The sequence below is a fragment of the Nitrospinota bacterium genome (genome assembly GCA_027619975.1).
In the GTDB taxonomy this organism is placed as follows: domain Bacteria; phylum Nitrospinota; class Nitrospinia; order Nitrospinales; family VA-1; genus JADFGI01.
Map to the genome: position 1 here is coordinate 1 of JAQCGX010000036.1, position 23,109 is coordinate 23,109.

General features: G+C 46.1%; 24 protein-coding genes. 6 read left to right on the forward strand and 18 right to left on the reverse strand.

Going from position 1 to position 23,109, the window contains the following annotated elements:
• Positions 1-372: 372 nt before the first annotated feature.
• Positions 373-1,065, reverse strand: a complete 693-nt coding sequence (locus O3C58_11915; protein MDA0692558.1) for a hypothetical protein — start codon at positions 1,063-1,065, stop codon at positions 373-375.
• A gap of 406 nt (positions 1,066-1,471) precedes the next feature.
• On the opposite strand from O3C58_11915, the gene O3C58_11920 reads away from it, so the two are divergent.
• From O3C58_11920 to serA, 3 genes are all read left to right on the forward strand, one after another.
• Positions 1,472-2,353, forward strand: coding sequence for a hypothetical protein (locus tag O3C58_11920; GenBank protein MDA0692559.1), 882 nt, complete (start codon positions 1,472-1,474; stop codon positions 2,351-2,353).
• A gap of 479 nt (positions 2,354-2,832) precedes the next feature.
• The gene (locus O3C58_11925) at positions 2,833-3,978 is read left to right on the forward strand and encodes an alanine--glyoxylate aminotransferase family protein (GenBank protein MDA0692560.1); all 1,146 of its coding nucleotides are present in this window, start codon (positions 2,833-2,835) and stop codon (positions 3,976-3,978) included.
• Positions 3,979-4,110: 132 nt separating this feature from the next.
• Positions 4,111-5,700, forward strand: coding sequence for a phosphoglycerate dehydrogenase (gene serA / locus O3C58_11930; GenBank protein ID MDA0692561.1), 1,590 nt, complete (start codon positions 4,111-4,113; stop codon positions 5,698-5,700).
• A gap of 96 nt (positions 5,701-5,796) precedes the next feature.
• Here serA and O3C58_11935 read toward each other — a convergent pair whose 3' ends face one another.
• The 16 genes from O3C58_11935 to O3C58_12010 form a co-directional block, all read right to left on the reverse strand.
• Positions 5,797-6,378 (reverse strand): peptidylprolyl isomerase, encoded by a 582-nt coding sequence (locus tag O3C58_11935; GenBank protein ID MDA0692562.1) that lies wholly within the window; start codon positions 6,376-6,378, stop codon positions 5,797-5,799.
• Positions 6,379-6,636: 258 nt separating this feature from the next.
• Positions 6,637-7,428: an SEC-C metal-binding domain-containing protein gene (locus O3C58_11940; GenBank protein ID MDA0692563.1), complete on the reverse strand. Its 792-nt coding sequence runs from the start codon at positions 7,426-7,428 to the stop codon at positions 6,637-6,639.
• An 80-nt stretch (positions 7,429-7,508) separates the two neighbouring features.
• Positions 7,509-7,997, reverse strand: coding sequence for a DUF1566 domain-containing protein (locus O3C58_11945; protein ID MDA0692564.1), 489 nt, complete (start codon positions 7,995-7,997; stop codon positions 7,509-7,511).
• 74 nt (positions 7,998-8,071) lie between these two features.
• A complete protein-coding gene (locus tag O3C58_11950; protein ID MDA0692565.1) occupies positions 8,072-8,536 on the reverse strand; it encodes a DUF1566 domain-containing protein in 465 nt (154 codons plus the stop codon).
• Between the two features lie 48 nt (positions 8,537-8,584).
• Entirely contained in the window at positions 8,585-9,469 is an 885-nt protein-coding gene (locus tag O3C58_11955) for a DUF1566 domain-containing protein (protein ID MDA0692566.1), read from the reverse strand.
• A gap of 20 nt (positions 9,470-9,489) precedes the next feature.
• Positions 9,490-9,975 carry a DUF1566 domain-containing protein gene (locus O3C58_11960; protein ID MDA0692567.1) on the reverse strand — a complete coding sequence of 162 codons (486 nt, stop codon included), beginning with the start codon at positions 9,973-9,975 and terminating at the stop codon, positions 9,490-9,492.
• Positions 9,976-10,089: 114 nt separating this feature from the next.
• Positions 10,090-10,308, reverse strand: coding sequence for a glutaredoxin family protein (locus O3C58_11965; GenBank protein ID MDA0692568.1), 219 nt, complete (start codon positions 10,306-10,308; stop codon positions 10,090-10,092).
• A 54-nt stretch (positions 10,309-10,362) separates the two neighbouring features.
• Entirely contained in the window at positions 10,363-10,986 is a 624-nt protein-coding gene (locus tag O3C58_11970; protein ID MDA0692569.1) for a DUF1566 domain-containing protein, read from the reverse strand.
• A gap of 93 nt (positions 10,987-11,079) precedes the next feature.
• Positions 11,080-11,523, reverse strand: coding sequence for a DUF1566 domain-containing protein (locus O3C58_11975; protein ID MDA0692570.1), 444 nt, complete (start codon positions 11,521-11,523; stop codon positions 11,080-11,082).
• Between the two features lie 372 nt (positions 11,524-11,895).
• Positions 11,896-12,390, reverse strand: a complete 495-nt coding sequence (locus tag O3C58_11980) for a DUF1566 domain-containing protein (GenBank protein MDA0692571.1) — start codon at positions 12,388-12,390, stop codon at positions 11,896-11,898.
• Between the two features lie 133 nt (positions 12,391-12,523).
• Positions 12,524-13,012, reverse strand: coding sequence for a hypothetical protein (locus tag O3C58_11985; protein ID MDA0692572.1), 489 nt, complete (start codon positions 13,010-13,012; stop codon positions 12,524-12,526).
• Between the two features lie 316 nt (positions 13,013-13,328).
• A complete protein-coding gene (locus tag O3C58_11990) occupies positions 13,329-13,724 on the reverse strand; it encodes a hypothetical protein (protein ID MDA0692573.1) in 396 nt (131 codons plus the stop codon).
• 43 nt (positions 13,725-13,767) lie between these two features.
• Positions 13,768-14,598: a tetratricopeptide repeat protein gene (locus tag O3C58_11995; GenBank protein MDA0692574.1), complete on the reverse strand. Its 831-nt coding sequence runs from the start codon at positions 14,596-14,598 to the stop codon at positions 13,768-13,770.
• Positions 14,599-14,631: 33 nt separating this feature from the next.
• A complete protein-coding gene (locus tag O3C58_12000; protein MDA0692575.1) occupies positions 14,632-15,279 on the reverse strand; it encodes a DUF1566 domain-containing protein in 648 nt (215 codons plus the stop codon).
• Positions 15,280-15,340: 61 nt separating this feature from the next.
• The gene (locus O3C58_12005) at positions 15,341-16,366 is read right to left on the reverse strand and encodes an NHL repeat-containing protein (GenBank protein ID MDA0692576.1); all 1,026 of its coding nucleotides are present in this window, start codon (positions 16,364-16,366) and stop codon (positions 15,341-15,343) included.
• A 408-nt stretch (positions 16,367-16,774) separates the two neighbouring features.
• Complete coding sequence (locus O3C58_12010) at positions 16,775-17,386, reverse strand: hypothetical protein (protein MDA0692577.1); 612 nt, start codon at positions 17,384-17,386, stop codon at positions 16,775-16,777.
• A gap of 307 nt (positions 17,387-17,693) precedes the next feature.
• On the opposite strand from O3C58_12010, the gene O3C58_12015 reads away from it, so the two are divergent.
• The 3 genes from O3C58_12015 to O3C58_12025 all read left to right on the forward strand — a co-directional run bounded on the left by O3C58_12015 (position 17,694) and on the right by O3C58_12025 (position 22,201).
• Positions 17,694-19,499: a radical SAM protein gene (locus O3C58_12015; protein MDA0692578.1), complete on the forward strand. Its 1,806-nt coding sequence runs from the start codon at positions 17,694-17,696 to the stop codon at positions 19,497-19,499.
• 150 nt (positions 19,500-19,649) lie between these two features.
• Complete coding sequence (locus O3C58_12020; protein MDA0692579.1) at positions 19,650-20,786, forward strand: tetratricopeptide repeat protein; 1,137 nt, start codon at positions 19,650-19,652, stop codon at positions 20,784-20,786.
• A 35-nt stretch (positions 20,787-20,821) separates the two neighbouring features.
• Positions 20,822-22,201 carry a hypothetical protein gene (locus tag O3C58_12025; GenBank protein MDA0692580.1) on the forward strand — a complete coding sequence of 460 codons (1,380 nt, stop codon included), beginning with the start codon at positions 20,822-20,824 and terminating at the stop codon, positions 22,199-22,201.
• A 93-nt stretch (positions 22,202-22,294) separates the two neighbouring features.
• Here O3C58_12025 and O3C58_12030 read toward each other — a convergent pair whose 3' ends face one another.
• Positions 22,295-22,960, reverse strand: coding sequence for a hypothetical protein (locus tag O3C58_12030; GenBank protein ID MDA0692581.1), 666 nt, complete (start codon positions 22,958-22,960; stop codon positions 22,295-22,297).
• Between the last annotated feature and the right edge of the window lie 149 nt (positions 22,961-23,109).

Genomic DNA, 23,109 nt, shown 5'->3' on the forward strand with positions numbered 1-23,109 from the left:
AGCCTGTCCGCACGGGCTAGAAAGCCCATGCCACTGATACAAGAAATCCTTGTACAATGTTCGATTTCCTGTAATAAACTAATTTTTAGAGATGCCTTTCAGTGAATTCCGAATGCCTGAAGATTTTCTCCAAAAATCAGCCCACCCAGACATTCCATTATCGCCTAAAAAGCGTTTATTTTCAATAAGATATTAATTTACATGTGTGAGAGCAAAAAAATACACGCCGAACCGGCCACATTTTTCCAGCTTAGCCCGAACTTCTAGTTTTTTTTATTCACTCAAGAAGTTTCAGGAGGAAAAGAGGAAAAATCGTATTTTTTTCTTGGAGGAGGTCTTACGTGGAGAGGGTACAATTAGGTAAGAGCCGATTTATGCAGTCAATTCCTTGATCACTTTATCCCAGTCGGTCCCTGCAATTTCTTCCCTGGTGATAGGTCCCATTTCCTGGAATTTTTGGTTTTCAGGATCGCTCAGAGCCTTGCCGGTCCCAAAGTCCAAATCAAGCTCATGGTCATCAAAATCTGGATGTTGATTCAATAGCTCCCGAGGTTCGTCCATTTCACCTTTATCCACCGGGCCTCCTTGAGCTTGACGCAAAACCTCGAATAACTGGTCAAAATTTTTGGTGATGGACGTGCCCAATTCTCCAAATTCATTTTTCGCGGAAGCAAAGTACTCCTGACCTAATTGGTAGTGCAGAAACCGGTAGGAACTTATCCGGCTCGCCCGCAAATAGTCTTCTGAAGCCAGGCGGTAGCGGTTTTCTTGTAAATAAATTCTCCCTCGGTAAACCCGTGCCAGGAAATGGCGGGGCTTTAGACTTAAAACCATATTCAAATTAAGAAGAGCGACTGTCAACCTGTTTTCTTCCAGGTTCCGGATGGCCTGATGGAAATGCTTTTTGACCTCTGAATCCCAATTTTCCCGTACGCGGAAAACGGGTTCAAACAGAGGGAACAAAAAACCACCAAACTTGAAACCAACCCAATTAAGAAAACCGCTTATTTTTCTATTTTTCCTGCCGGGCATAATTCGCACCGATACGACCAAAACTCGTTGCATGAGTTTGGCCTATTGAAAAAACGATTGTTATAATAAACTTGGAATGGCACGATTCTATCCAAATTAAAAAAGCCCGTCAAATATAATCCACAAAATCCTTGTTATTATTTCCCTGAACGATGAATGCCCCTGCCACAGACAAAATTTTCCGTTCCAAAACCAAATTTCTTTTGAAGAGTAATTTACAGCGAATTCTCAACGACTTCTGAACCAAAAAAGCCACTGCCAGGGAAAAACTTATTCCTCTAATTGATTAATTTACTTGACGTTACCTTAAATTTATACTAATTTCATTAGCATGCAATGTTCTAAATGTGATTACATTCGATTCAAATCTTCCCCAAAATGTGTAAACTGCGGTTTCGATTTTAAGGCTCAGAAATCCACTAAAGGGGTTTTCGCTGAGTTGGGGAACGAATTCACCATTTTTGCCTCCGTCGGTGCTCAAGCTGAAGCTGTTTCCGGTGCCTCCAGCACCGAAATGAACTTCCACGAGCCATTATCCAGCGAAGAAATGTTTAACACTCAGGAAACCCTTTTAGATGAGTATGATTCGTCTCTGGAGCCACAGGAGACCTATATTCAGGAGTCCGGGGATTTCGAATTGGATTTGTCCGGGATGGATATTGAAGATTCAGACGACTGGGTCGTGGGCGCCACCCTCACGGAAGACCTGGCAGAAATCTCAAATTTTGGTTCAGAAGATCCTGCGGAAGATTCAACGCAGGAACCGAATGAGTTTGCCGTCCAGGGTCTCGGGTTCGACACAACCGAAGTCATTGAGCAGGAGGATGTAGAGATTGCCCCTGCAGAGCAAAACGCTTCATTCGATGAGGAAATGGCCGTTCAGGAAATGGAACCCTACGCTTCGAAAAGTGAAACCAAATTTATACTGGAGAACGAAGATCCTGAGTTGAGTGAATCTTCCATCCAGAATATAGACTCAAGCCAGAGTTTGGAAGCTCCCTCAGACGATTCGGGAGATATTTCCCTGGAAACTGAATTGGAACTTGAAACAAAGGGTTCCGAACTTGACCTCGACCGGGAAGACATTCAATCCGGTGAAACCTCCTCCCTTGATTTACAGGACAACTCCATTGAGCTGGACCCAATGCTTGAATTAGAAGACCTTGATTTAGCCCTGGAAATCGAAAGCCCAGAGATCGAGAACGCTTCCCAGAGTTCATCGCAACCCTCCGATCCAACATTGGAAGGTCAGGGCCTGAAAGAGGACACCGGGAATGATAATGCACCTCTCCTTCCAGAAGATAATTCCAAGCAAGATTAATTAACCTGTTTACCGTTTTTCTCAAGATTTTAAGGAGTTAACCGATATTTCCCACCTCAGCGGGAATCGATTCCTGCCGCATGTAACGACCTTAAGCATTTTCACCTCCTCTGATCAATAAAAATATTGGATTTTGGAAGCAAATTGCACTATAAGGATAGGTTTTTGTGGTAAATTCTTAACTCATGGTACTTGGGGGGTTCTTCAAAACCAATCCCCGCGCTAATCCATTGCAAGGAAACGACACCCCTTCCCAAGGTTGGTGATTGGCCTTATTTTAATTGGCAACCATTTCAAGCTGACTGACAATAGAAAATCTGGACTTTGTCTCTTGGTTTGTTGTCGTTTTTCCAGATTGAAAATTAAATTTTTTATCCAGACACATAAGGGGTGTTAGCCCAGCCGCACATTTGATTCCATGCACTGAGAAGTCGATGCATTTTTGCATTTTTTTAAAATACTAAAAACAGGAATTTAGAATGATGAAAAAATATTTACTCGCTCCCGGCCCGACTCCCGTACGGGAAGAAGTCGCCTTGAAAATGGCGCAACCCATGATGCACCACCGCACCCCACAGTTCAGCGCTATTTTTGGGGAAGCCGCGGAAGACGCCAAATACCTCTTTCAAACCAAACAGGATGTATTGATTCTCGCCTGTACAGGCACGGGCGGCATGGAAGGGTGTATAACCAATCTGTTCTCGCCGGGAGACAAGGTTCTTGTCATCAACGGTGGAAAATTTGGTGAGCGCTGGGGGAAAATTTCAGAGGCCTACGGCCTGACCGTGGTCTGGCACACTGTAGAGTGGGGGCAGGCAGCCAACCCAAAAGATATAGAATCCATTTTAAATCAAGATAAAGATATCAAAGGCATTCTGGTACAGGCATCGGAAACCTCCACGACCGCCGCTCAGCCCATAGAGGGGCTTTCCAAACTGACCCGCGACCGGGACGATGTTTTACTGGTGGTCGATGCGATTACCGGGTTGGGCGTTTTCAATCTGCCGATGGACGAATGGGGAATCGACGCCATGATCACCGGTTCGCAAAAGGCCCTGGAGTTGCCTCCGGGACTGGCTCTTCTCTCCCTGAGTGAAAAAGCCTGGAAATTTAATGAAAAATCCAAGTGCCCCCGGTTCTATTTCGATTTCAAGAAAGAACGCAAAAATCTTGCTGACAAAACCTCGGCTTACACCCCTGCCGTATCGCTGGTCATCGGGCTGCGTGAAGTGCTGAAAAACATCAAGGAAGAGGGTTTACAAAACGTGTTCCAACGCCATAACCGTCTGGCAAGAGCCACCCGTGCGGCAGTAAGCGCAATGGGTCTGAAACTGGTCGCTCCCGATGCTCCCGCAGACAGCGCCACAGGCGCCTTTGTGCCGGAAGGCGTGGACGGCGGCAAACTGGTGAAAAGCATCCGCGATGATTTCGGAGTCACCCTGGCCGGCGGGCAGGACCAGTGGAAAGGAAAAATCGTAAGAATCGCTCATCTGGGCTACATCGGCACTTTCGACATCATCATCGCCATTTCCGCCTTGGAGATGGCCTTGGCCAAGATGGGAGCCAAGGTGGAATTTGGTAAAGGTATCGCCGCGGCGCAGAAAATATTATTGGAAGGACACTGATCAGGAACTATTGAATTTCCATCCGTAGTGCCTGATATAAGGAAAACGCCGCTTGCATGCGGTTGATCCAGACTATTCAAACAAAATTTTGCCTGACATTTCATGCAGGTGAACTAATTATTGGAGTGACTGATGAAAGTTTTGGTTGCGGATAATCTCTCTCCCACTGGGATTGAAATCCTTAAAAATGAAGAAGGCATCGAAGTCGATGTCAAAACGGGCATGTCCGAAGAAGAATTGATTCAGGTCATTCCCGCTTACGAAGGTTTGCTTGTGCGGAGCGCCACCAAAGTCACCGCCGCTGTGATTGAAGCGGCGACCAACCTGAAAGCGGTCGGAAGAGCCGGTATCGGGGTCGACAATATTGACGTGGATGCCGCCGGAAAAAAAGGTGTCATCGTGATGAATACCCCTGAGGGCAATGTGATCACCACGGCAGAACATGCGATGGCCCTGATGCTGTCCATGTCCCGCAATATCCCGCAGGCCAATATTTCGCTCAGAAATAAAGAATGGGCTCCCAAGAAATTCATGGGAGTGGAACTCTATCAAAAAACCCTCGGCATTATCGGCCTGGGCCGCATCGGGTCCGTAGTCGCGGAACGAGCCAAAGCATTTCATATGAAAATAATTGTTCACGACCCCTATATCCAGAAAGAGCGGGCCGAAAAACTGGGTGCCGAAGTGGTGGAATTCAAGGAACTCCTGCAACGGGCGGACTATATCAGTCTGCACACCCCCGGAATACCGGGCAAGGCCCTGCTCGGAGAAGAGGAATTTAATTTGATGAAACCGGGGGTCCGCATCGTCAACTGCGCCCGAGGAGCCTTGATCGATGCTGACGCGTTGGTCAAAGCTATCGAATCGAAAAAGGTCGCTCAGGCCGCCCTGGATGTTTATGCCAAGGAACCCTTGGATCCGGACAGCCCTCTCCTGAAAATGGATCAGATCATCTGTACGCCGCATTTAGGGGCATCTACAGAAGAGGCGCAAGAAAACGTAGCCGTAGCCGTAGCAGATCAGATGATCGACTTTCTGAAGTACGGCAACGTCAGGAACGCCATCAACATGCCTTCCATTGACGCCGAAACCCTTAAAAAAATCCAACCCTATCTGGTACTGGGAGAAGATCTGGGGCTTCTCGCCTCACAATTGATCGACGACCCAATCCTCAGAGTGGAAATCCAGTACAACGGGGAAATCGCCGGTGAGAATGTCAATCCCATCACCATATCCGTCCTCAAAGGACTGTTGAGCCGCTCCATCGATGGCATCAACATGGTCAACGCTCCCTTTATTGCCAAAGAGCGAGGAATCGAGGTCCAGGAATCCAAAAGCAACGAGGTGCATGAATACACCAATACCCTTCAGGTTCATGTCAAAACCAAAAATGGCGGACGCAACATCACCGGCAGTATTTTTGGTAAGGGCGATCCGCGCATCGTGAAATTCGATGAATATTTTCTGGAGGCCGTATTATCCAAACACATGCTGGTGCTGAACAACATGGATGCACCCGGCGTCATTGGCAACCTGGGTAAAACCCTGGGCGAGCACAACATCAACGTGGCGGGGTTTCATCTCGGCAGACTCAAGGAAAAGGGGAAAGCGATGGCGGTCATCAATATCGACTCCCCTCCAACCAGCGAAGCTTTACGGGTACTGAGGAACACGCCAAATATTCTTTCAGTGCATAGCGTGACTTTAAAAAATCAGTCGTAATTCCTGCAAAAAATATAGGCCCCCTGCAAAGGGGGCCTAATCAAATGGGTTTCGGCCCATCACTCCAGCCTGTCTTTTCTCTAAGTTCACCGTTTCCTATTCGGAAGTTTTCTCCGCATCTGCTGGAACGGTTTCTTTCTTTTCTACATTTTGCCCAAAAACCTGAGCGATGATTTCGTTGATTTTTTTCTCACCCAGTAAATTATAGACGGCATTTGCGGATTTAAAATGAGCGCTGGTAAAAAGACTCAACACTTTTTTGCTGGTATATCCGAGCATCATAAATTCATGTGCATAATTTTCGGCAACCATATTAAGTGTATTCTCGTCAGCGTCCTCATCCCCCGTTGGAGGTCCCGCATCCGGGTTGACATCTGTCTGAATTTCGTAAACATAAATCACATGCCAACCAAATTCTGTCTTAATCGGACCCACCACCTGACCTTCCTCAGCGGTAAAGGCCGCGACTTCAAAAGCCCGGACCATCGCGCCTTTGCCGAACCAGCCCAAATCGCCGCCCCGTTTCTTGGAAGGACATTCGCTGTACTGCTCTGCCAGAGTTGAGAAATCCTCTCCATCGTCTATTTTCTTTTTTAACTCATCGGCCAATTCCTTCGAACTTACCAGAATATGCCTCGCCTGGACCTTTTTTACTTTTTTATCTTTTTGTTCAGACATTATTATATTTCCTGGTTGCAAAAATAATATTTAAAGGGGCCTTCAAAAACCATTTACTGCGGGCCTTCCCATTGCCAACCTCTTATTTACAAGAGTTGGCATAGCCCAAGTTGATTTTCACAAGACACCCTTAATGCGCTTCACCAAAATCACCTGCGAAGTAAAAGAACGAGATGGTTTTTTATCCAGCAATTTTGTTAAGAACAATACTCCAAAAGATTCATCCTTCTAAACTGCCAACCTTGTAGAAACCTTTCATCAGTTCATATTCAAGGCACAGCATTTTTTGAATTTTTTCCCGGACCCACAAGGACACGAATCATTCGGCTTTATTTTTCCCTCGGCAATTTTCGTCTCTGCAGGAACCTTCAGCAACTCGTCACCAATCTTTTTAGCCTGTTTATATCTTTTTTTGAGCTTGTCGTAAAAATCCGGGTTCGCCATATTAATGGCCATCACCATGTCATTATGTTCCGGTGCCAGCCTGCCGTCCTCTTTACCACGGAGTTTTTCGTTAAAATAATAGGTATATGAAAAAATGGGCTTCTGCTGATTACTGTCCAGTTCCAATTTATAAAAAGCTAATTTGACTTCCCGGTTATCAGTCCTCGGGTCCAGATCGTAAGAATCCTCCGCAAAATATTTTTCCTCATTATAGGAAAAATCCAGCATCTCGCCATTGCGTGGAAACATTTCAATAAAATTCACATACCTCCCAGGTTCAAACAGGAGGTAGGACATGGGGTTATTCTCCCCAAAAGCCTTGGCCTCCAGATAGCGTTGTTTAAACAGCACCAACAACTCATCGGGAAAACTTTTTACAAAACCTTTGATGATTTCAGACTGAACTTTTGACCACTTCGGCGCGTTGGGAAGAGAGTTGAATGTTTTATTAAAATTGAGGAGAAAAATGATGCGGTTGTTTTCTGTTTCCCTGTCAGAGAAGGAAACTGTCACATGGTTGCAATCACAAAACGGATTGGTGCAGTAATAATCCTCCAGAACATACGTGTGCTTATAGTCCTCCTCTTCAAACCGGTAGGTCATCATAGAGGACTGGCTTTCTTCCTTATTGATAATCGAATACGCTTCGATGGAAAACCTCCTTTTCTATAACATGGCCATGCTTGTTAACTGGTGTATCGACCCGAAGATAATCCCCCGAGACCTTTAGTCCGCTTCGGCATTTCTCCGCTCAGACTGCGGACCGGACGGATGGATTCTTTTCCGATCTCTTCCTTGTTCGACAGGTTTCCGTGTCCATATCGATAATAAAAAACAGCGGCAGTGGTGTGCGGTCTTTCCACGCTCGTCCAAGTGGAAAATCCTCCGCCCGGTGAAAAGTTGGAATCGATGTGGATTTCTATTCGGTCCATATCTCTTATACAAAGATCTTCATCATAAAGTTCTTCCGCTTCTTCCAGGTTTGGCAACCTCCAATTGTCGAATCCGGCGAATTTTTTGTCGTTTAGTTTTCGGACAAATTCCATCGCTTCGTACCAATTCAACCATTTGCTGGTGTCCTGATAAGAATCCGTCTGTTTCCACATCAATTCTGTTTCAAGGTCGGTGACAGTCCCATCGCCATTGTCCACAAATCTTTTTTTCTTTGTTTCCAATCCTGGTTTCCTTTCCAGTTCACAAAAAAAGTCATCGTTCTGCCCGCAGAATAAACAACTGCTAAAAGGCTTTCCTAAAACAATTCATCCTCTTTTTCGATATCACGGACCAATCGGGTCGAACCTCGTGACGTTCTATAAATATCGTCAAACATCTGCAATCCTTTGCGAAACCCAAACCGGACCGCCTGGAGTTTATTTCTTACATCACTGGTCCAGTAAAGAAACCCGAATCCAGGCTTGAAAATGGCGGAATGAGAGACTGACTCGCCCATATGGTCTTTATTTTCCTGGCTTTTATCGTACAGGCTTTTAGCCTCTGCAACCGTAGGAAGCCGCCATCCCTGGAAACCGCCATGCTTTTTTCTATTCAATTCTTCTGAATATTCTCTGGTCTGGACCCAGTTCATCCATTTTCCCGTCATCTGCCAGGTATCCATTTTAAGCCAGAGCAATCGCCGGTCGCCGTCGATGACCGTACCGTTCTCTCCCTCCGCGAATCGGACCGGTGCTTGCTGATCATTTGAATCTGGACACATATATAGTCAATCCTTCATTGCAAGATATGACAAAGACATCGATATCGGTCAGTCCTTGATGGTTCGTACCGGGCGCACACCGTGGCTTCGTAACCCCTGTTTATGCCACTTGCAGTCCCCGTTATAAAAATGGAAGCGCATGGCCAGAGAAGTATCGGTTTTGTTCAGGGTTTTCGTCCAGGAAGTCTGCCCGCACCCCGGCGGAAAACCCTTCACCAGAAAGACGGTATCGCCAAATTTATCGGTCACCGGGTTGCTTGAATCATAAATCATTTGCACTTCCTTACGGCTGGGCATTCTCCAATCGGTAAAGGAGGCAAACTTTCGACGATTTAATGCATTGATGTACATTTTGGCTTCCTCCCAGGAAAGCCATTTATCCAACTCCAGATAAGAATCACTTGCTTTCCACATCAAGCCAGCCACCCGGTCAGAGATCGTTTCATTCTTATTATCAATAAACCTTTCCTCATCGCTATCGCTGACTTCTGCATCCTTGCCAATTTTCCGTACCAGGCGCAACCCACTGGGAAACCCCTCATTTTCCTTGGCGAGCCAAAATTCGTATTTCGACCGAAAATCAAAACTCATGGCCGCTTTAGCGCCCCTGGTTTCGCTCGTCCAGGTGGAAAAACCACAGCCAGAAGGAAATATGGGGTCCAAATGGATCTCTGTTCCCTGAACATCGATGTTCGAGGCTTCCCAATCGAATAAAGTTTGCGCCTCGGAAGCGGTCGGGAATCGCCAGTTACCATGCCCGGAAAATTTTTGACCATTCACCTTTTTGGAGTACTCAATTCCTTCATGCCAGGTAATCAGTCGTCCCAACTCGATCCAGGTATCATTTTTCATCCACATGAGACCATGTTTCACATCGGTGATGGTCCCATCCCCGTTATCAACTAAAGCGGATTTTTTTTTAATATCATCCATTATGCCTATCCAAGGAAAATTTAATTACGGACCGGAGGTCGGGTATGATCCCTTTTCACGGCATCTTTTCGGCAAAGTCTTGTTGCTCCAAAGCTATATTCTTCCACAGGAACCACTTTTCCATCAGTAAAGTCGAAACGCGGACGGCGGGTCGAGGTATCCCCCATGAGCCACATGTTTTTGAAACCTCCCTCAGGAAATGCCGGGTCGATATGAATCGTTGCTCCGCCTTTAGCCGTATTTTGAAACTCTTCCCCGTACAAGGAAATTGCTTCATCAAGCGATGGCAAACGCCAATCGTCATAGCCACCCGTTTTACGCAAATTCTTTCTATCCGCATATTCACGCGATTCATGCCAATTGAAAAACTTTCCCTTGTCCTGCCAGGAATCTTTTTTCAACCAAAAGAGTTTGGTTTTTGTGTCATAAATGACATGTGGACCTTTTTCAACAAAACGCTTTGGTTTTGAATCTTTTTCCTGAGGTACCGGAACTTGTTCAGACATTTAGAACCTTTTTAAAAAATTTTAACCCTCATCTCCTTACTGGCCTAAAGTGCCTGGCTCCCAGTAAGGATCAAAATAATTGCTTCCTTCGATCAGGGACAGTTCTAAAAATAATTAATCCCCGGTATAACCAATTTCCGCACTGCCCTCATCCACGTTGACAATCACCGGAACAATGTGCTGACCGTTGGTATACTCCAACAGTTTTTCGAGTCCCTGAGGGTCGCTCTCCACATTCACATAGACAAATGATTTATTTTGCTTTAAAAAATCCTCCCGCGCTTTTTTAGTGTGCGGGCAATCGTTTTTCCCAAAAATCATGTAGTGACTCATAAATTCCTTTTTCCAAATCCCAAGGCAACGCCTCAGGATGGAGAGTTGCAAACCCTATCGTTCAAACTTTTTAGTATCCTTGCGCCATTCCGGCTCCCAATTATCCTTAACATCATCGCGCACAATCCGTACATGGGAATACTCGTTGTCTTTATGCTCCCAAACTTCATTGCCCGTTATATAGCTGAACTTCATGGCGTACTGCTGATAATCCGGTTTCTCTTCAAATGTCCAGGTATTGTGCCCCTGCCCAGTCTCGAATGCGGAATCAATGTGAATCTCCGCTCCGGCCTTGTCATAATTAGTCATCGTAAAGGAAAAGATGTTTTTTGCATCTTCAAAACTCGCCAGCCGCCAGTCATCGAATCCAGCGAATTTTTTTTCGTTCATTAATTCACAATAATCATTGGCTTCATACCAGGTGATACCGTATCCAAATTCTTCAAAAGAATCCGACTTTTTCCACATCAAACTGTTGCGGGTATCGCTGACGGTGCCATCCCCGTTATCCACAAAACTGGGGGGGGCCTCCTCAATTAAGTCGTCATCTTCCTCAGTCCACTCTTCTTCACCCAGCCACTCCTCACCTTCATAACTTTCTTCATCCAGAGCATCTGAGCCCAATTCGGCTTTTTCTTCATCCTGATTTTCAACATCCAATTTTTCTTCGTCGGGCATCCTGACACTCCTATTATCTAGAAAACTGGGTAACGGCCTTCCTCAAAGTCTTCTGAGAATCCATAAAACACTTCCCGACCGCCAGGGGCGGCTTTAAACATCGCGAACCAACCGGGCGGAAGTCCCGGTCGTGGAGACGCTTTGTTCAACACAAATCTCGCGGTTACCGGGAAAATAGCTTTTCCAGGCATAAGAATCGTAACGGGTTTCACAGGTCCAGATACTGGTTTCCCCCCCCGCCTGATAATTGGCAACCCTGCGAACAGGTTTTTCTGCTTTTTGTTTCAAAAAAACCGTACGATAGGCCTGCTCATTCCTCAATAGAGACCGCACTTCACTTTTTGTCGGAAGTCGCCAATCATTATATCCCAAATATTTCTGTTCATTACAAGCTTTAACATAGCTGTTTGCTTCATCCCAATTGAGCCATTTTCCCAACTCCTGCCGGGAATCCTTAACAGGCCATTGTAAATCTTCCTCGGTATCAATAACCGTTCCATCATCCTTCAATTCAAAATTATGAGTAGCTTCTGGCAAGGCTCACCTCTAGAAAAAACATTTAAAACAAAAAACAGCCGGTTTTCATCGTTCATTCACATCCGGTTAACACAACCGTCTCCTCCCTTGCTTTTTGGCACGAGAAAATCATCTGCACCCGATCAATCATAAATGAACAAAATAATGAAAACAGGACGACCTGCCTTAAAAATTTTATTGTATGGACACAAGGGATTTTATATCAATAAAGTATCATCGGGATTGGAATTTTTCAACCCCAATCCAAACTATCAATTATCTAATAATTGGCGGGGTCCAGTTTCAGGCAGACCACAACATTCGGAATAGGGAAGCAACAGTAATAGCTTTCAACAGACGCTTCATTATCCCCCTGGTTTGGAAAAAGAAGAATTAACGCCAACCACCGCCCTGAGTGATAATATCCCTGACCGATGGAATTTTATCCATTTGAATCCTGCTGGAATCGAATTCCCCTCTTACCAGCCGAACACTCGTATTGAGAATGTCATCGACTTCCTTGTGGCCGCCCATGCCGTTATTAAAAGAGTATACGTAGGCTGTGATCTTGCCTCTGGTATTACTGGTCCAGGTATCGAACCCGCATCCAGGGATAAATACAGCATCTATGTGAATATCTATTCCATATTTGTCTTGTAGATTTTTTTCCTTATCGTAAAGAGTCTGGGCTTCTTTCTTATCAGGCATTCTCCAGTCCGTAAACCCCGCAAACGCATCTTTATTTTTACGGTCTTTATATTTTATTGCCTGCTTAAAAGTGACAAATTTTTTGGTATCCAGATAAGAATCATTGTTTATCCACATCAGGTTCGTCAGGGTATCCGATACCGTTCCATCCCCATTATCAATAAACCTTTGTTCACTCATTTTAACTCTCTCGTCTCATATTAACAGTTAAAGCTACGGGTATTATTTTAAAACCTATTACCAAGAAAAATCAAAAAAAAACTGGAAGGCTTTCGCCTTCCAGCTCAATTGCAAATCTCAGATAAATCTGAAATTATCTCTCAACCTCACGTCTGTCGCCCATGTTACTGAAAACACCTCTTTCAGTTCCTTTTGGCAATCCCATACCGGGCTCAATGTAGGTACTGGGCCGGGTGTGATCCAAATGGTAGTTGCTCTGGTAGGTTTTCCCAGAACCAGCATCCATTCTCCAGTCATGGCGATCAAACCGCTGTCGCTGACAGTTCACTGAGATTTTCCCTGGACCTTTGTTGGTGATGATAGACTTCATCGCCATGGCATTGGTTACATATCCACCAGGAGCCAAGGTTTCTGCAAATACTTTTTCCCAGGCATAAGCGTAAGGACCAATATCATAAGTAATGTTGGTCTCTTCCGATTCACTGGTGTTATAAACAACCCAAGAAGAATTTTCACATGTTGCCGAGCCACCAGCTAAAACTTCGGTCACATTGGCGTTTGCAGATGCTACAACAGAAAATAAGGCAAAAATCGTGATTAAACTAAAAGCAGTCCTTCTCATTTGCTCCCCCTTTCAATAGCGGAATTAACTTTAGGCAAGAACTATCACCCTTACATCCTAAAAACTAAACCACCTCCTATTCGGTATCTCTTTTGCGTCTATTCAAAAAATTTGCAGATCCAAAATACAAATTGAAGCTTCTGAAAAAGATACCCCTCCCAATCTCTCATTGGCTTTTCTAGGGTCGGGCAAAAATATCAAACACCATGCAATAAGTCAACCTTAAAATACCCTGGAATATCTACCTGACACACAACCCTTTTAAAATCAATAAACATGGACAAACCAGGGCCTTACCTGAAAATTCCCCCAAGCCTTAGACCCTAAACTTCAATGTCGTCAACTTAATCAGCGAAAGAGAATTTCGCAGTAATTTTTCACCATCTTCGGAAATATCATTGATCACAAGCTGAAGAGCCCGCAATTTTTTCAAGTATTTTGCATTCGCCAGATATTCAGCCCCCTCGTCTCCGATGGCATTGGCTGAAAGGTTCAATGAAGTCAAATTCGAAAAAATAGGCGATTCCACTATCGCCTTCACTCCATCGTTGCCAATATGATTCTGCGACAAATCCAGAGCTCTCAACCCCTTAAGACTCTCTTGCTGCGCCAGAGCTTTCGCCCCCACCTCACGTATGAATTTGGCTTTTAAACTGAGGACTTGCCCATCCTTGCTTAAATGATCTGCTATCAGGTCCTCTATATTCGCCATGTTTACATCCTAACCGAAAAACTTCACAATCAAAGCGAAGTGATTAACCGAGTCCTTGAATATCTTTGGCTTCAAATCCATATTCATCATACGCCTTCCACCCTTCCTGAAGCATTTTTTTTGCATATTTGACCATCAGATTGGCCTGGGAATGATTGGGATCGCTCTCCACAGTTCTTTTAAGGTATTTCAGAGCGGTTTTTACATCCTTGATTTCATCTCCATAAAAATCTATTTGCCGCGACTTATCGATAAGGTCAGAAGCCCATTTGTAATAAGTGTCAGCGATTTGCTGGGGGGCATTTTTGCTGACGTATTCTACAATGTCATCATCCGCCTTCAGAAAGTTCAGATCCTGAATCGCCGCCTCAAACTCACGGATCGGGGCCTCATAATCTTCATCATTCACCTGAGTGATGGTGTCTCCCGCTTTGTGCGCGGAATGCAGGCCCACAGAACTCCTGACGACTGTTCCGTGAATCCCGGATATGAGTTTGCTAAAATACAAGTTGCCAATCGAAAAATGAATGACCGAGCTGAATTCCTTGTCCTTATCAAACTCCAAGGCCAGATCAAATTCGTCCTTGGCTTCTTCCAGGTCTCCCAGTTCAACCAAAGCCTCTCCCAGATTGTAATGATGAACGCAGTTTTCCGGCTCTTCATCAATTTGATTGCGAAACTCTTCTATCTGAGCTTCAAGGTCAAACTCGATCTCTTCCTCTTCATCATACTCGGTGAGGGTTTGTCCATCGGATGGAACCAGTCCGGCTTCTGCGGCTTCCGCAAGAGCGTTGGAGGAATCCAGCGTTTCGTCAGAAGCACCCAGGGCATCGTCTGAATCATCCAATTCATCTTTTAGGAGTTCATCATTCATCGCTCATATCCAATATCAGTTTTAAGACCACCTTCATTTTTGCGCAGCTTTTTCACCTTGACCAATGCTTCTCACCAGGCGGATCGTCGACAAAGAGAGGCCCGGCCCGCCCTTGGGGCTGGGATAGGCTTTACCCCGAATAAAATTGAAGGTCCACGCAAAATCCTCCTTAAACCCTTCACTCGACCAGAAACAACAACTGGTGTTGCCAAAAATAGGGTCCATATGAACTTCGTTGACTGTCCAATAATAATTCCAGGGAATTATTTTATCTTTTTCGTAGAGAGAAGCTAATTCTTTTCGGGAAGGTAATTTCCAGTCGTCGTAACCACCAAAGCGCTTATCATTAATTTCCTGTATATAATTTTGCGCCATCTCCCAGTTGAGCCATTTTTTTTGTTCTTGATAGGAGTCCTGCTTTTTCCACATCAACCCTTCCTTAAGGTCGGTCACTGTGCCGTCCTGATTATCCTGATACCTTGGATCATTGGAGGGGGCCAACCCCTTATTCGGGTCGGTCAAAGATAAAATCTGCCCGCCGAATATCGGATCGCCCTCGCCTTTATTCGTCTCGGCAACAGCCATCGTCTGCAGAAAAAAAAACAACGCGCCTGCAAAAATAACTATCACGGAGACACCCCGAGTCGTTAATTTTTTCTTTAAATGTATGGCTTTCGACATATCTACCTTAAAAGAGCAAAGCTTCTTATTCATTTTCAGAGCTGATCCAAAAATTACCTGCCTATTCCTCTGTAGGCGCCCAATCCGGTTCCCAGGAGAGGCAAATTCCGTTGGGGTTCTTAAATTCTCCCGGCTCCTTGCCAACCACCCCCCATTTGGAAACAAAGTTCAGATCTGGATCCAATTTCTGAATCCTCTGATTGATGGTATCGACAACGAACACATACCCGTAGGGGTCCTCGACCAAAGACACAGGGCAATTGAACTGACCATCTCTTTTTCCGTGCTCACCGATAACGCCCAGGCTCTCTCCCTCACGGGAAAATAATTGCAACCGGTTTTGACTTTTTTCAGCGACCAGAATGGTTCCATCCCTTCGGGCTTCAATCCCACTGGGGTAATTAAGCCTGCCCTGCTCAGAACCATACTCTCCAAATTTGGACAAAAACTGACCATCTTCGTTAAAAATCTGAATCCTTTGATTGTCCCGGTCAGCAATATAAATATTACCTTCCTTATCCAGCGCGATCCCTGTCGGAAACTTAAGAAACCCGTCAAAATCGCCAGCGAAACCAAAGCTCAACAGGAAATCACCATCATCATCGTAACGCTTGACGCAATGATTGTGAGTATCGACAACAAGAATGGTTCCTGTGGCCTCTGCGATGATGCCCTCAGGCCAGTAAAATTTCTCCTGCCCCCAGCCTTCGCTGCCAAATTCGTGCAGGAAGTCACCATCGGCATCAAATTTCTGTATCCGGTGGCATCCTGTATCCGCCACCCAGATATAGCCATTGGAATCCACGGTGACCGCATTCGGCGTTTTAAACTCTCCGGGAGAGTAGGGTGGGCGGGTACCACCAGAACGACCGAAAGAAAAAAGGAATTTCCCGTTTCCATCAAATTTCTGTATCCGGTCGTTCCCTGAATCAGCAACCCAGACATATAACTTGGAATGATCGACAGCAATTTTCTCTGGCCGCTCTTCCGGAAGAGACGCTCCATCCATGATCGCAATCGCATCCTTCGGAAGGAGGTCGTCCTGTGCCGCCAGCTGATTATTTTCCTTGGGTGACTGTTCTGACATAGTTCCTCACAGTTGAAAATTAATCCATTTTTCCGGGTGCCGAGGGGAAGGGCATTTGCCGGCTCCCCATTTTACAGACCCCATTGGAGAACCTACGGATAAGACAACCCGACAAGGCGTGTTTTAATAATCATGAATAAATAGCTTCTCATGAGACCTCTATTGAAAACCAGGGGATAGCTTCCAAATTTACTAAAAACTTTGGGAAAAAGTGAATTTCACACAAATCGCATGCCCTGACACGAACACAATAATGATACCCGTATTTAACAAATACGGGACATAACCCTGCCGTTCCAGACGCCGTGGACTCAAAAATTCAACTGAATCCACGATCCATTCAGTTAAACAATGAATCGGCGATTGTAAAAACCAAAAAATACCTATTTTTAGCAGTCCCTTGAGGCATCAATCCCTGATCATGAAGCCTTTGCAATCAAGAATCTGATATTCAAAATCACAAACTTTCTGCAATTCTCCCAACCTTTCATTCCAATTGGTTTTGAAAAGATCAAGACTTTCTGATTTGGGTTTCTTTTTCATCCGGCTGACTTCTTTAATCAAAGGCTTTACCAGATTCTTATGAATCAGCCCCAAAGTTGCTCGCAATTTTAAAATAACATCCTTCGCCACCAATTCCCTTGTCACGCCATCGACATTTTCCAGGAGCCGCAGGAAAGATTGTATTGTGGTCATCTGGATTGAATAGCTTTCCGACAACTGATGGTTGTATTTCAAACCACAGTCAATATGTGCGGGCAATAACCACATACTGGCATGATGATCAAATTTCACAGTAAGAGTGATCAGCTTTTGCAGGTAATCGACTTCACGAAGATCTTCATCCTCATCTTCACCTTCTTCAATCTCCTTTGCCGCTTTTTCTTTTTCTTTTTGGAGCTCCAGCTTAATTTTTTCAAGCTCGCTCAAATCGGCAAGAGAATCAACATCCTTGATTTCCGTGCCAGCGGCGTCTTTATTTGCTTCTTCATTCTTGGTTTCTGTATCCTGGTCGCTCAAAATCCAACCTCCTATTTAAAGCTGGGGTGTTTAAAACTTCAAATTCAATACGTTGCCATCCTGTTTTGGAATGGACAAAAGTATAGTCTTTCCATTATGGGGTGTCAAGCGATTCAAACCCCACATTTTACGCGTCTTTTCCATCGGTGCGTCCTTTAATTTCGACCCTCGGAAACTTACCTGGAACTCCTGGCAAAGCCCTGATTGACAGGCCCTTGATGCAGGGTTATCATCTACGGACCAATACCCTGACTTTAACGAATCGTTCCATAAACCCCTGATGGGTATGTTTGATTAGGAAAAATCCATGAAATCAGCCCTCATTTTTCCACCGCAGTGGTTTCCCAGTCAGCCTTACCTGGCATTGCCCACATTAAAGGCCTATCTGGAAAATAAAGGACATGTTGTCGATCAATTCGATTTCAACATTGAATGCTATGAGGTTTTTCTTTCACGGGAATATTTGACCCGTTGCGTTGAAATCATTCGTCATCGCCTCTCGCAACCGGCGTATACCTCTGCCGATCGGGAGGCGCAATCCGTCTACCGGCAAATTCTATCGGACCCAGGTTACCTCGAAACTATTTTCTCCGAAGTCAAAGATGCCGCCAATGTTCTGCGCACCGAAGAATTGTTTTTTCAATTCCCTCTGTATAAAAAAGCCTTCACCACCCTGAAAATCGCCATGAAACTCATTTCGTTTGCGCATCACCCGAGCAAAATCGATTTGGAGTCATTTTTCATGCAGGGAACCCCGGAGGAAAATCTTGCCGGCATTGTGTCCGCAACAGCGGATTCTGTCAGCAATCCTTACCTCGCCCTTTACCAGGACCACCTGTTGTCTCAGGTCGCATGGGAAGATTACGGGCTGGTGGGAATATCCATCATCCATGTAGGGCAAGTGATACCGGGACTGACGTTGGCGCGTCTGTTACGCAAGCAATACCCCAATTTGCACATCGTCATCGGTGGAAGTGTGTTTGCCCGCCATCAAGACATTATGGAAGACAAGCAAGCCCTCTTCGAAGAGTTTTTCCACAGCATCATTTTGTTCGAGGGTGAGGAACCTCTGGACCAGCTCATCGTTCACTTGAAAGAAAACAAACCCCTGAGCACGGTTCCCAATCTGATCTATATGGAAAACGGGGCCGTCAAGCGCAACGGAAAATCCAAAGCCCTGCCCTATGAACAGCTGGCGCGACCCACCTTCGACGGTCTGCCGCTGGAAAAATATCTGATGCCCTACCCTGTCCTGCCGTATATGGCCAGCCGCGGATGTTACTGGGGCAAGTGCACTTTCTGCACGCACAGTTTTATTTACGACTCCTACTACCGCAAGGATAACGAACAGCGGGTGGCGGAGGATCTTGACTACCTGGGCAAACGTTACAAAACCAAATATTTCACCTTCTCGGATGAAGCCATCTCTCCCAGCGCCTTCCGCAGAATGTCGTCAGCCATCCTTTCAAAGGGCGTACAGATGCGGGCTCTGGGGATGCTCAAATTCGAGTCCGGCAATGTGGAAACCCCGGAGTTGTTTGAAGAGATGCACCGTGCCGGATTCATCATGCTGTTTTTTGGATTGGAAAGCGCCAACGACCGCATCCTTTCCATCATCGACAAGGGTTGCGATCAGGCCACGGAAAAACTGGTCCTGAAAAACAGCTCCGACGCCGGAATATGGAATCATCTTTATTTGTTTTTTGGGTTCCCGACGGAGGAGCGTCACGAAGCGGAAGACACCATTCAGTTCACCGTGGAAAACAGCGAATTGGGAACAGGAATCATTCATTCCGTCGGGCAGTCCACCTTTGCGCTGGAAAAAGATTCCGCCGTCTATCACAATCCGGCCAAATTCAAGATCGACCGGATCATTCACGACCCGGACCGGGACATGGCCATCGTTTTCGATTTTGACATTCAGGCAGGCATGCCTCAGGAAGAGGTTATGGATGTTTACGAGCATTTCAACTCAGTCATCCAGGAAAATTTTCCATCCCGAAACATATGGAATTTTCTGTCCCGTGAGCATTTCCTCCTTTACCTGGACCGTTTCGGCAAGGAAGAAATTCTCAATATGGCCAAAGACGAGGAATTGATGACCCAGGCCTGAACCTGATACATGAGTCTGTCGAGAGCAATTTAACAGGCGACTAATAAGTAGTTTCACTGGTTGACAGCTTCCGGCGGATACCCTAGTATTTAAACATACCGCTCAGATGAACCCATAATTAAGTCAAAAAATACAAGGAGTAATTGCGTAATGGCCGAGGCAAAAGGCAATCCTACGGATTGGGTCACCATGAAAATCGACCCTGAAATTTTTGAGGAACTTGGGGTCAGGGATCCGGAGCAAATCAAGCTGGAAACCAAAATTATGAAAAAGGTTCGTCAGGTAAGAAAAGAATTAAAAAGCGACCCTGACAATGCTGAAAAATTGAATGAACTGGCCACTTACTATATGGATGGTGGAAACTATAATGACGCCATCGAAGTTTTGAGAAAAGTCCTCAGCAAGGACAACCAGAATGGCCGGGCTTACAAGTTGATCGGCACCGCTTACAGCTTATCCAACCATGAAGACGAAGCCATCCGGGAATTGAATCGCGCCGCAGAGCTATGCCCCGATGACCCGGAAATTCACTTTAATCTTGGCGGCGTCTATATGCTGCAGGAATATTTCCACAACGCCGTCCAGAGTTTCCAAAAAGCGATCAAACTGGACCCCACCGATATCACGGCATATGCGAACCTGGCCGCCGCTTACGATATGCAGATGATGTATGAAGAAGAAATCTTGGTATTGAAAAAAGTATTGATGTTCAGTCCCGAAGACAAGGAACTGCGTTCCGCGCTTTCCACGTCCTATTTTAACGCCAACCATTATGAGGAAGCCCTCAACGCCGCTTTGTGTGTGGTGGAAATTGATGAAAAAGACCCTCAGGCTTATTGCAACCTGGGCAGTTGCTACTCGGTCAGTAATATGATCGACGAAGCCATTGGGGCGTTTAATAAAGCCAGCGAACTGGACCCTGAATACAACTTGCCACACACCAACCTGGGCAGTCTTTACGCGACCATGGGAAGGCTGGAAAAAGCGATCAAGGAATTCAAAATGGCCGTTTCATTGAACCGTAGCGATGCCCTCGCCTGGTACAATCTGTATAATTGCTATAAGGAAATCGGTCGGTTCGAAGATTCCCAGGAAGCCTACGGCGCCTATGAAAAATTGATGAAGAACATGGGAGTCTCAGAAGGCGACGGAGCGCCGACGGCGGGCAACAATCCTTCCAATATTCCCGGCGGGGTTTCCCAAACCGGCGGATATGCCGGCGGCGGAGACATGTCCGGCAACGCGGCTGGAATGGAAACACTCGTAGACGATACAGAACCAAAATGACCTCTCAATTCCGCATGGGATTGTGAGACGTGGCAATGAATCAAAATCCCTCAAACTCCCTGCCGCTGGGGGATTTTAAACCCTCGGATCAATGGCAGACCCACATCAATTCCATTTTTTATGGAATGCTGGGGCCGAAAATCCATAACCACTTCCAGACCTACGTCAGCCTGGATTACAGGCTCGCGCACACCCTGGCAGAAGATTATTTCCAGCAGGCCAAAGAACGGCCCCAATCCCCCCGCGTCATTCAGGAATGGGGGGTCGGTAACGGCAATCTCTCAGCCTGCTTTCTGACGCATCTCAAAGCAATCGATACCCATGGCGAGGTCTACCCCTTCACCCATTATGTTCTTTGCGATTACTCTGCGGAAATCCTGAAAGGCGTTCGCGCCAATCCCCGCCTCAGGGAACACGACGGGCGTTTTTCCACCGTCCAGATCAATGCGGACCGCCTCGACTGCTTCAAACCCAACAGCATCGACAAAATCATTTCCAACGAAATCTGGGACGATCTGGCCACCAAGGTGCTTTTAAAGCATGAAGGCACATTGTATGAAGAATACCTGCAACCGCATCTGGACCCCGGCTTATTGAACACCGACTTTGAATCCTTTGTCGAAAGTTTCAACAACAAAGATCTCGAAGCCCTGAAGACACAGCCTCCCTTCCTGGCGGCCATCTTTTGGGAAAGGAGCTTCCAGAGAGTTGACATCGGCGACTGGCCTTATGCCGAAACTATATCAGCCCAAATAGACGAGTGGGCGGATGAGATCCCCATGCCCATCAACACCGGGGCCTTCATCACCCTGGAGCGTGCGCGCCAGCTTTTAAAGCCAGACAGTCAAGGATACACGGCGTTCGATTACGGCATGTTTTCCATCAAGGAACTCAATACAGAAGGACGCCCGTATTGCAATCTCTACGGCGGACAATACACCTTCATGGTGAACTTTGATTTGCTGCAACGGGCGGGGCGGGCCGCCGGATTTTCCGAAGTGGAAAAAGAATACCAGCATTCGTATGTGGGCCGACACCTGAATGAAAAAACCGCCAGCATCGTTGAAATTCTGCAGAATCATCCGCAAGTCGCCCAAAGGCCTCCCTGGGACCGGGATCTTTTGATGATCCAGACCCTGCAAGCGGTCAACTCGGTTTACAAAAGTCCGTACAAAAATAAAATGAAGTACCCGCCCATGGAAGGCACCCCTAAAAAACAACGCAAGCTGATCGCGAACCTGGTGGAAAAACTCAGCCCTTACGGCGTTCCCGATACGGTGGCTTATGTCACGGAAAGCGAGGTTTTTTCCGCCCTGAAACCGCTCAGAAAACTGGGCTACCGGGAAAAGGACCTGCAAAAAGCCTTCCACACACCGCCGCTCCCCATCGCCTTCACCGCCATTCATTTTCGTTAACGCCCAGCGAGTGCATTGAGGCAGAGCTTCCACATTTTCGATGTTGATGAAGAATCAGCGTATTCTAAAAACATCCCTGGAGCGTTCACGCCATCACATCGTATCGCCACTGTTCGCCAGGACGGAAGAATGGGGGATCTGGGAATTTTCATAATCGGCTTGTTTGAGATAGGGGTCGGTCTTGTGGAGCTGTTCCGTATCCTTGATGAGGGCTTTTGATTTGGTGAGCAACGCCGAATCGGAATGTTTCCCCCTGAATAGATCCACATAGAGCCCAACGGGGCCTGAGGCCTGTTGCACTGATTTTTCAATTTGGGCAATATCCAACTTGCGATTGCGGTTACTCATCGAAAATTCTGCAAAATCCGCCCATGCGGTCACTTCTTTCCGAGTATTCCCAAGAGCCATATTCTCCTTGATGAAACCTTCCCGGCCTTTTTCCTTCACATTGGAGACGACATATTCAGCAATATCGCTAAAAGGAATTCCCTCCAGGGTTTTGCAAAGGTAATCCAGAGTGAACATGAGGCCAAGGATTTTAGAATCGACTTTCAGTGCGAGACCGGAATTTCCATCCAAACCGGGCCGTTTTTCATACAGAGACCACATCCCGCCCTGGTCCTTCACCGAGTTGACCTGATTGTGTAAGGGGGCGACCAAATCCTGACAGGCGTTCGACCCGGCTTCTGCGGCGCCCAAAAACCACAGGCTGACAAAGAGAACGGATGTGGATCGACGGAGAGACTTGTGGAGTTTCATCGCTAGTTCAACCCTCTGCAAGTGAGCACTGTAGTAAAAGCCGGTTGTATGCCTTTAAAAATATACCCAGTCAAAATTGAAGTCAACGGGATTATGGCGAGGGAAGGTAGTAATGCTAATAAAAACATAGGTGGAGGGTGTGGATGAAG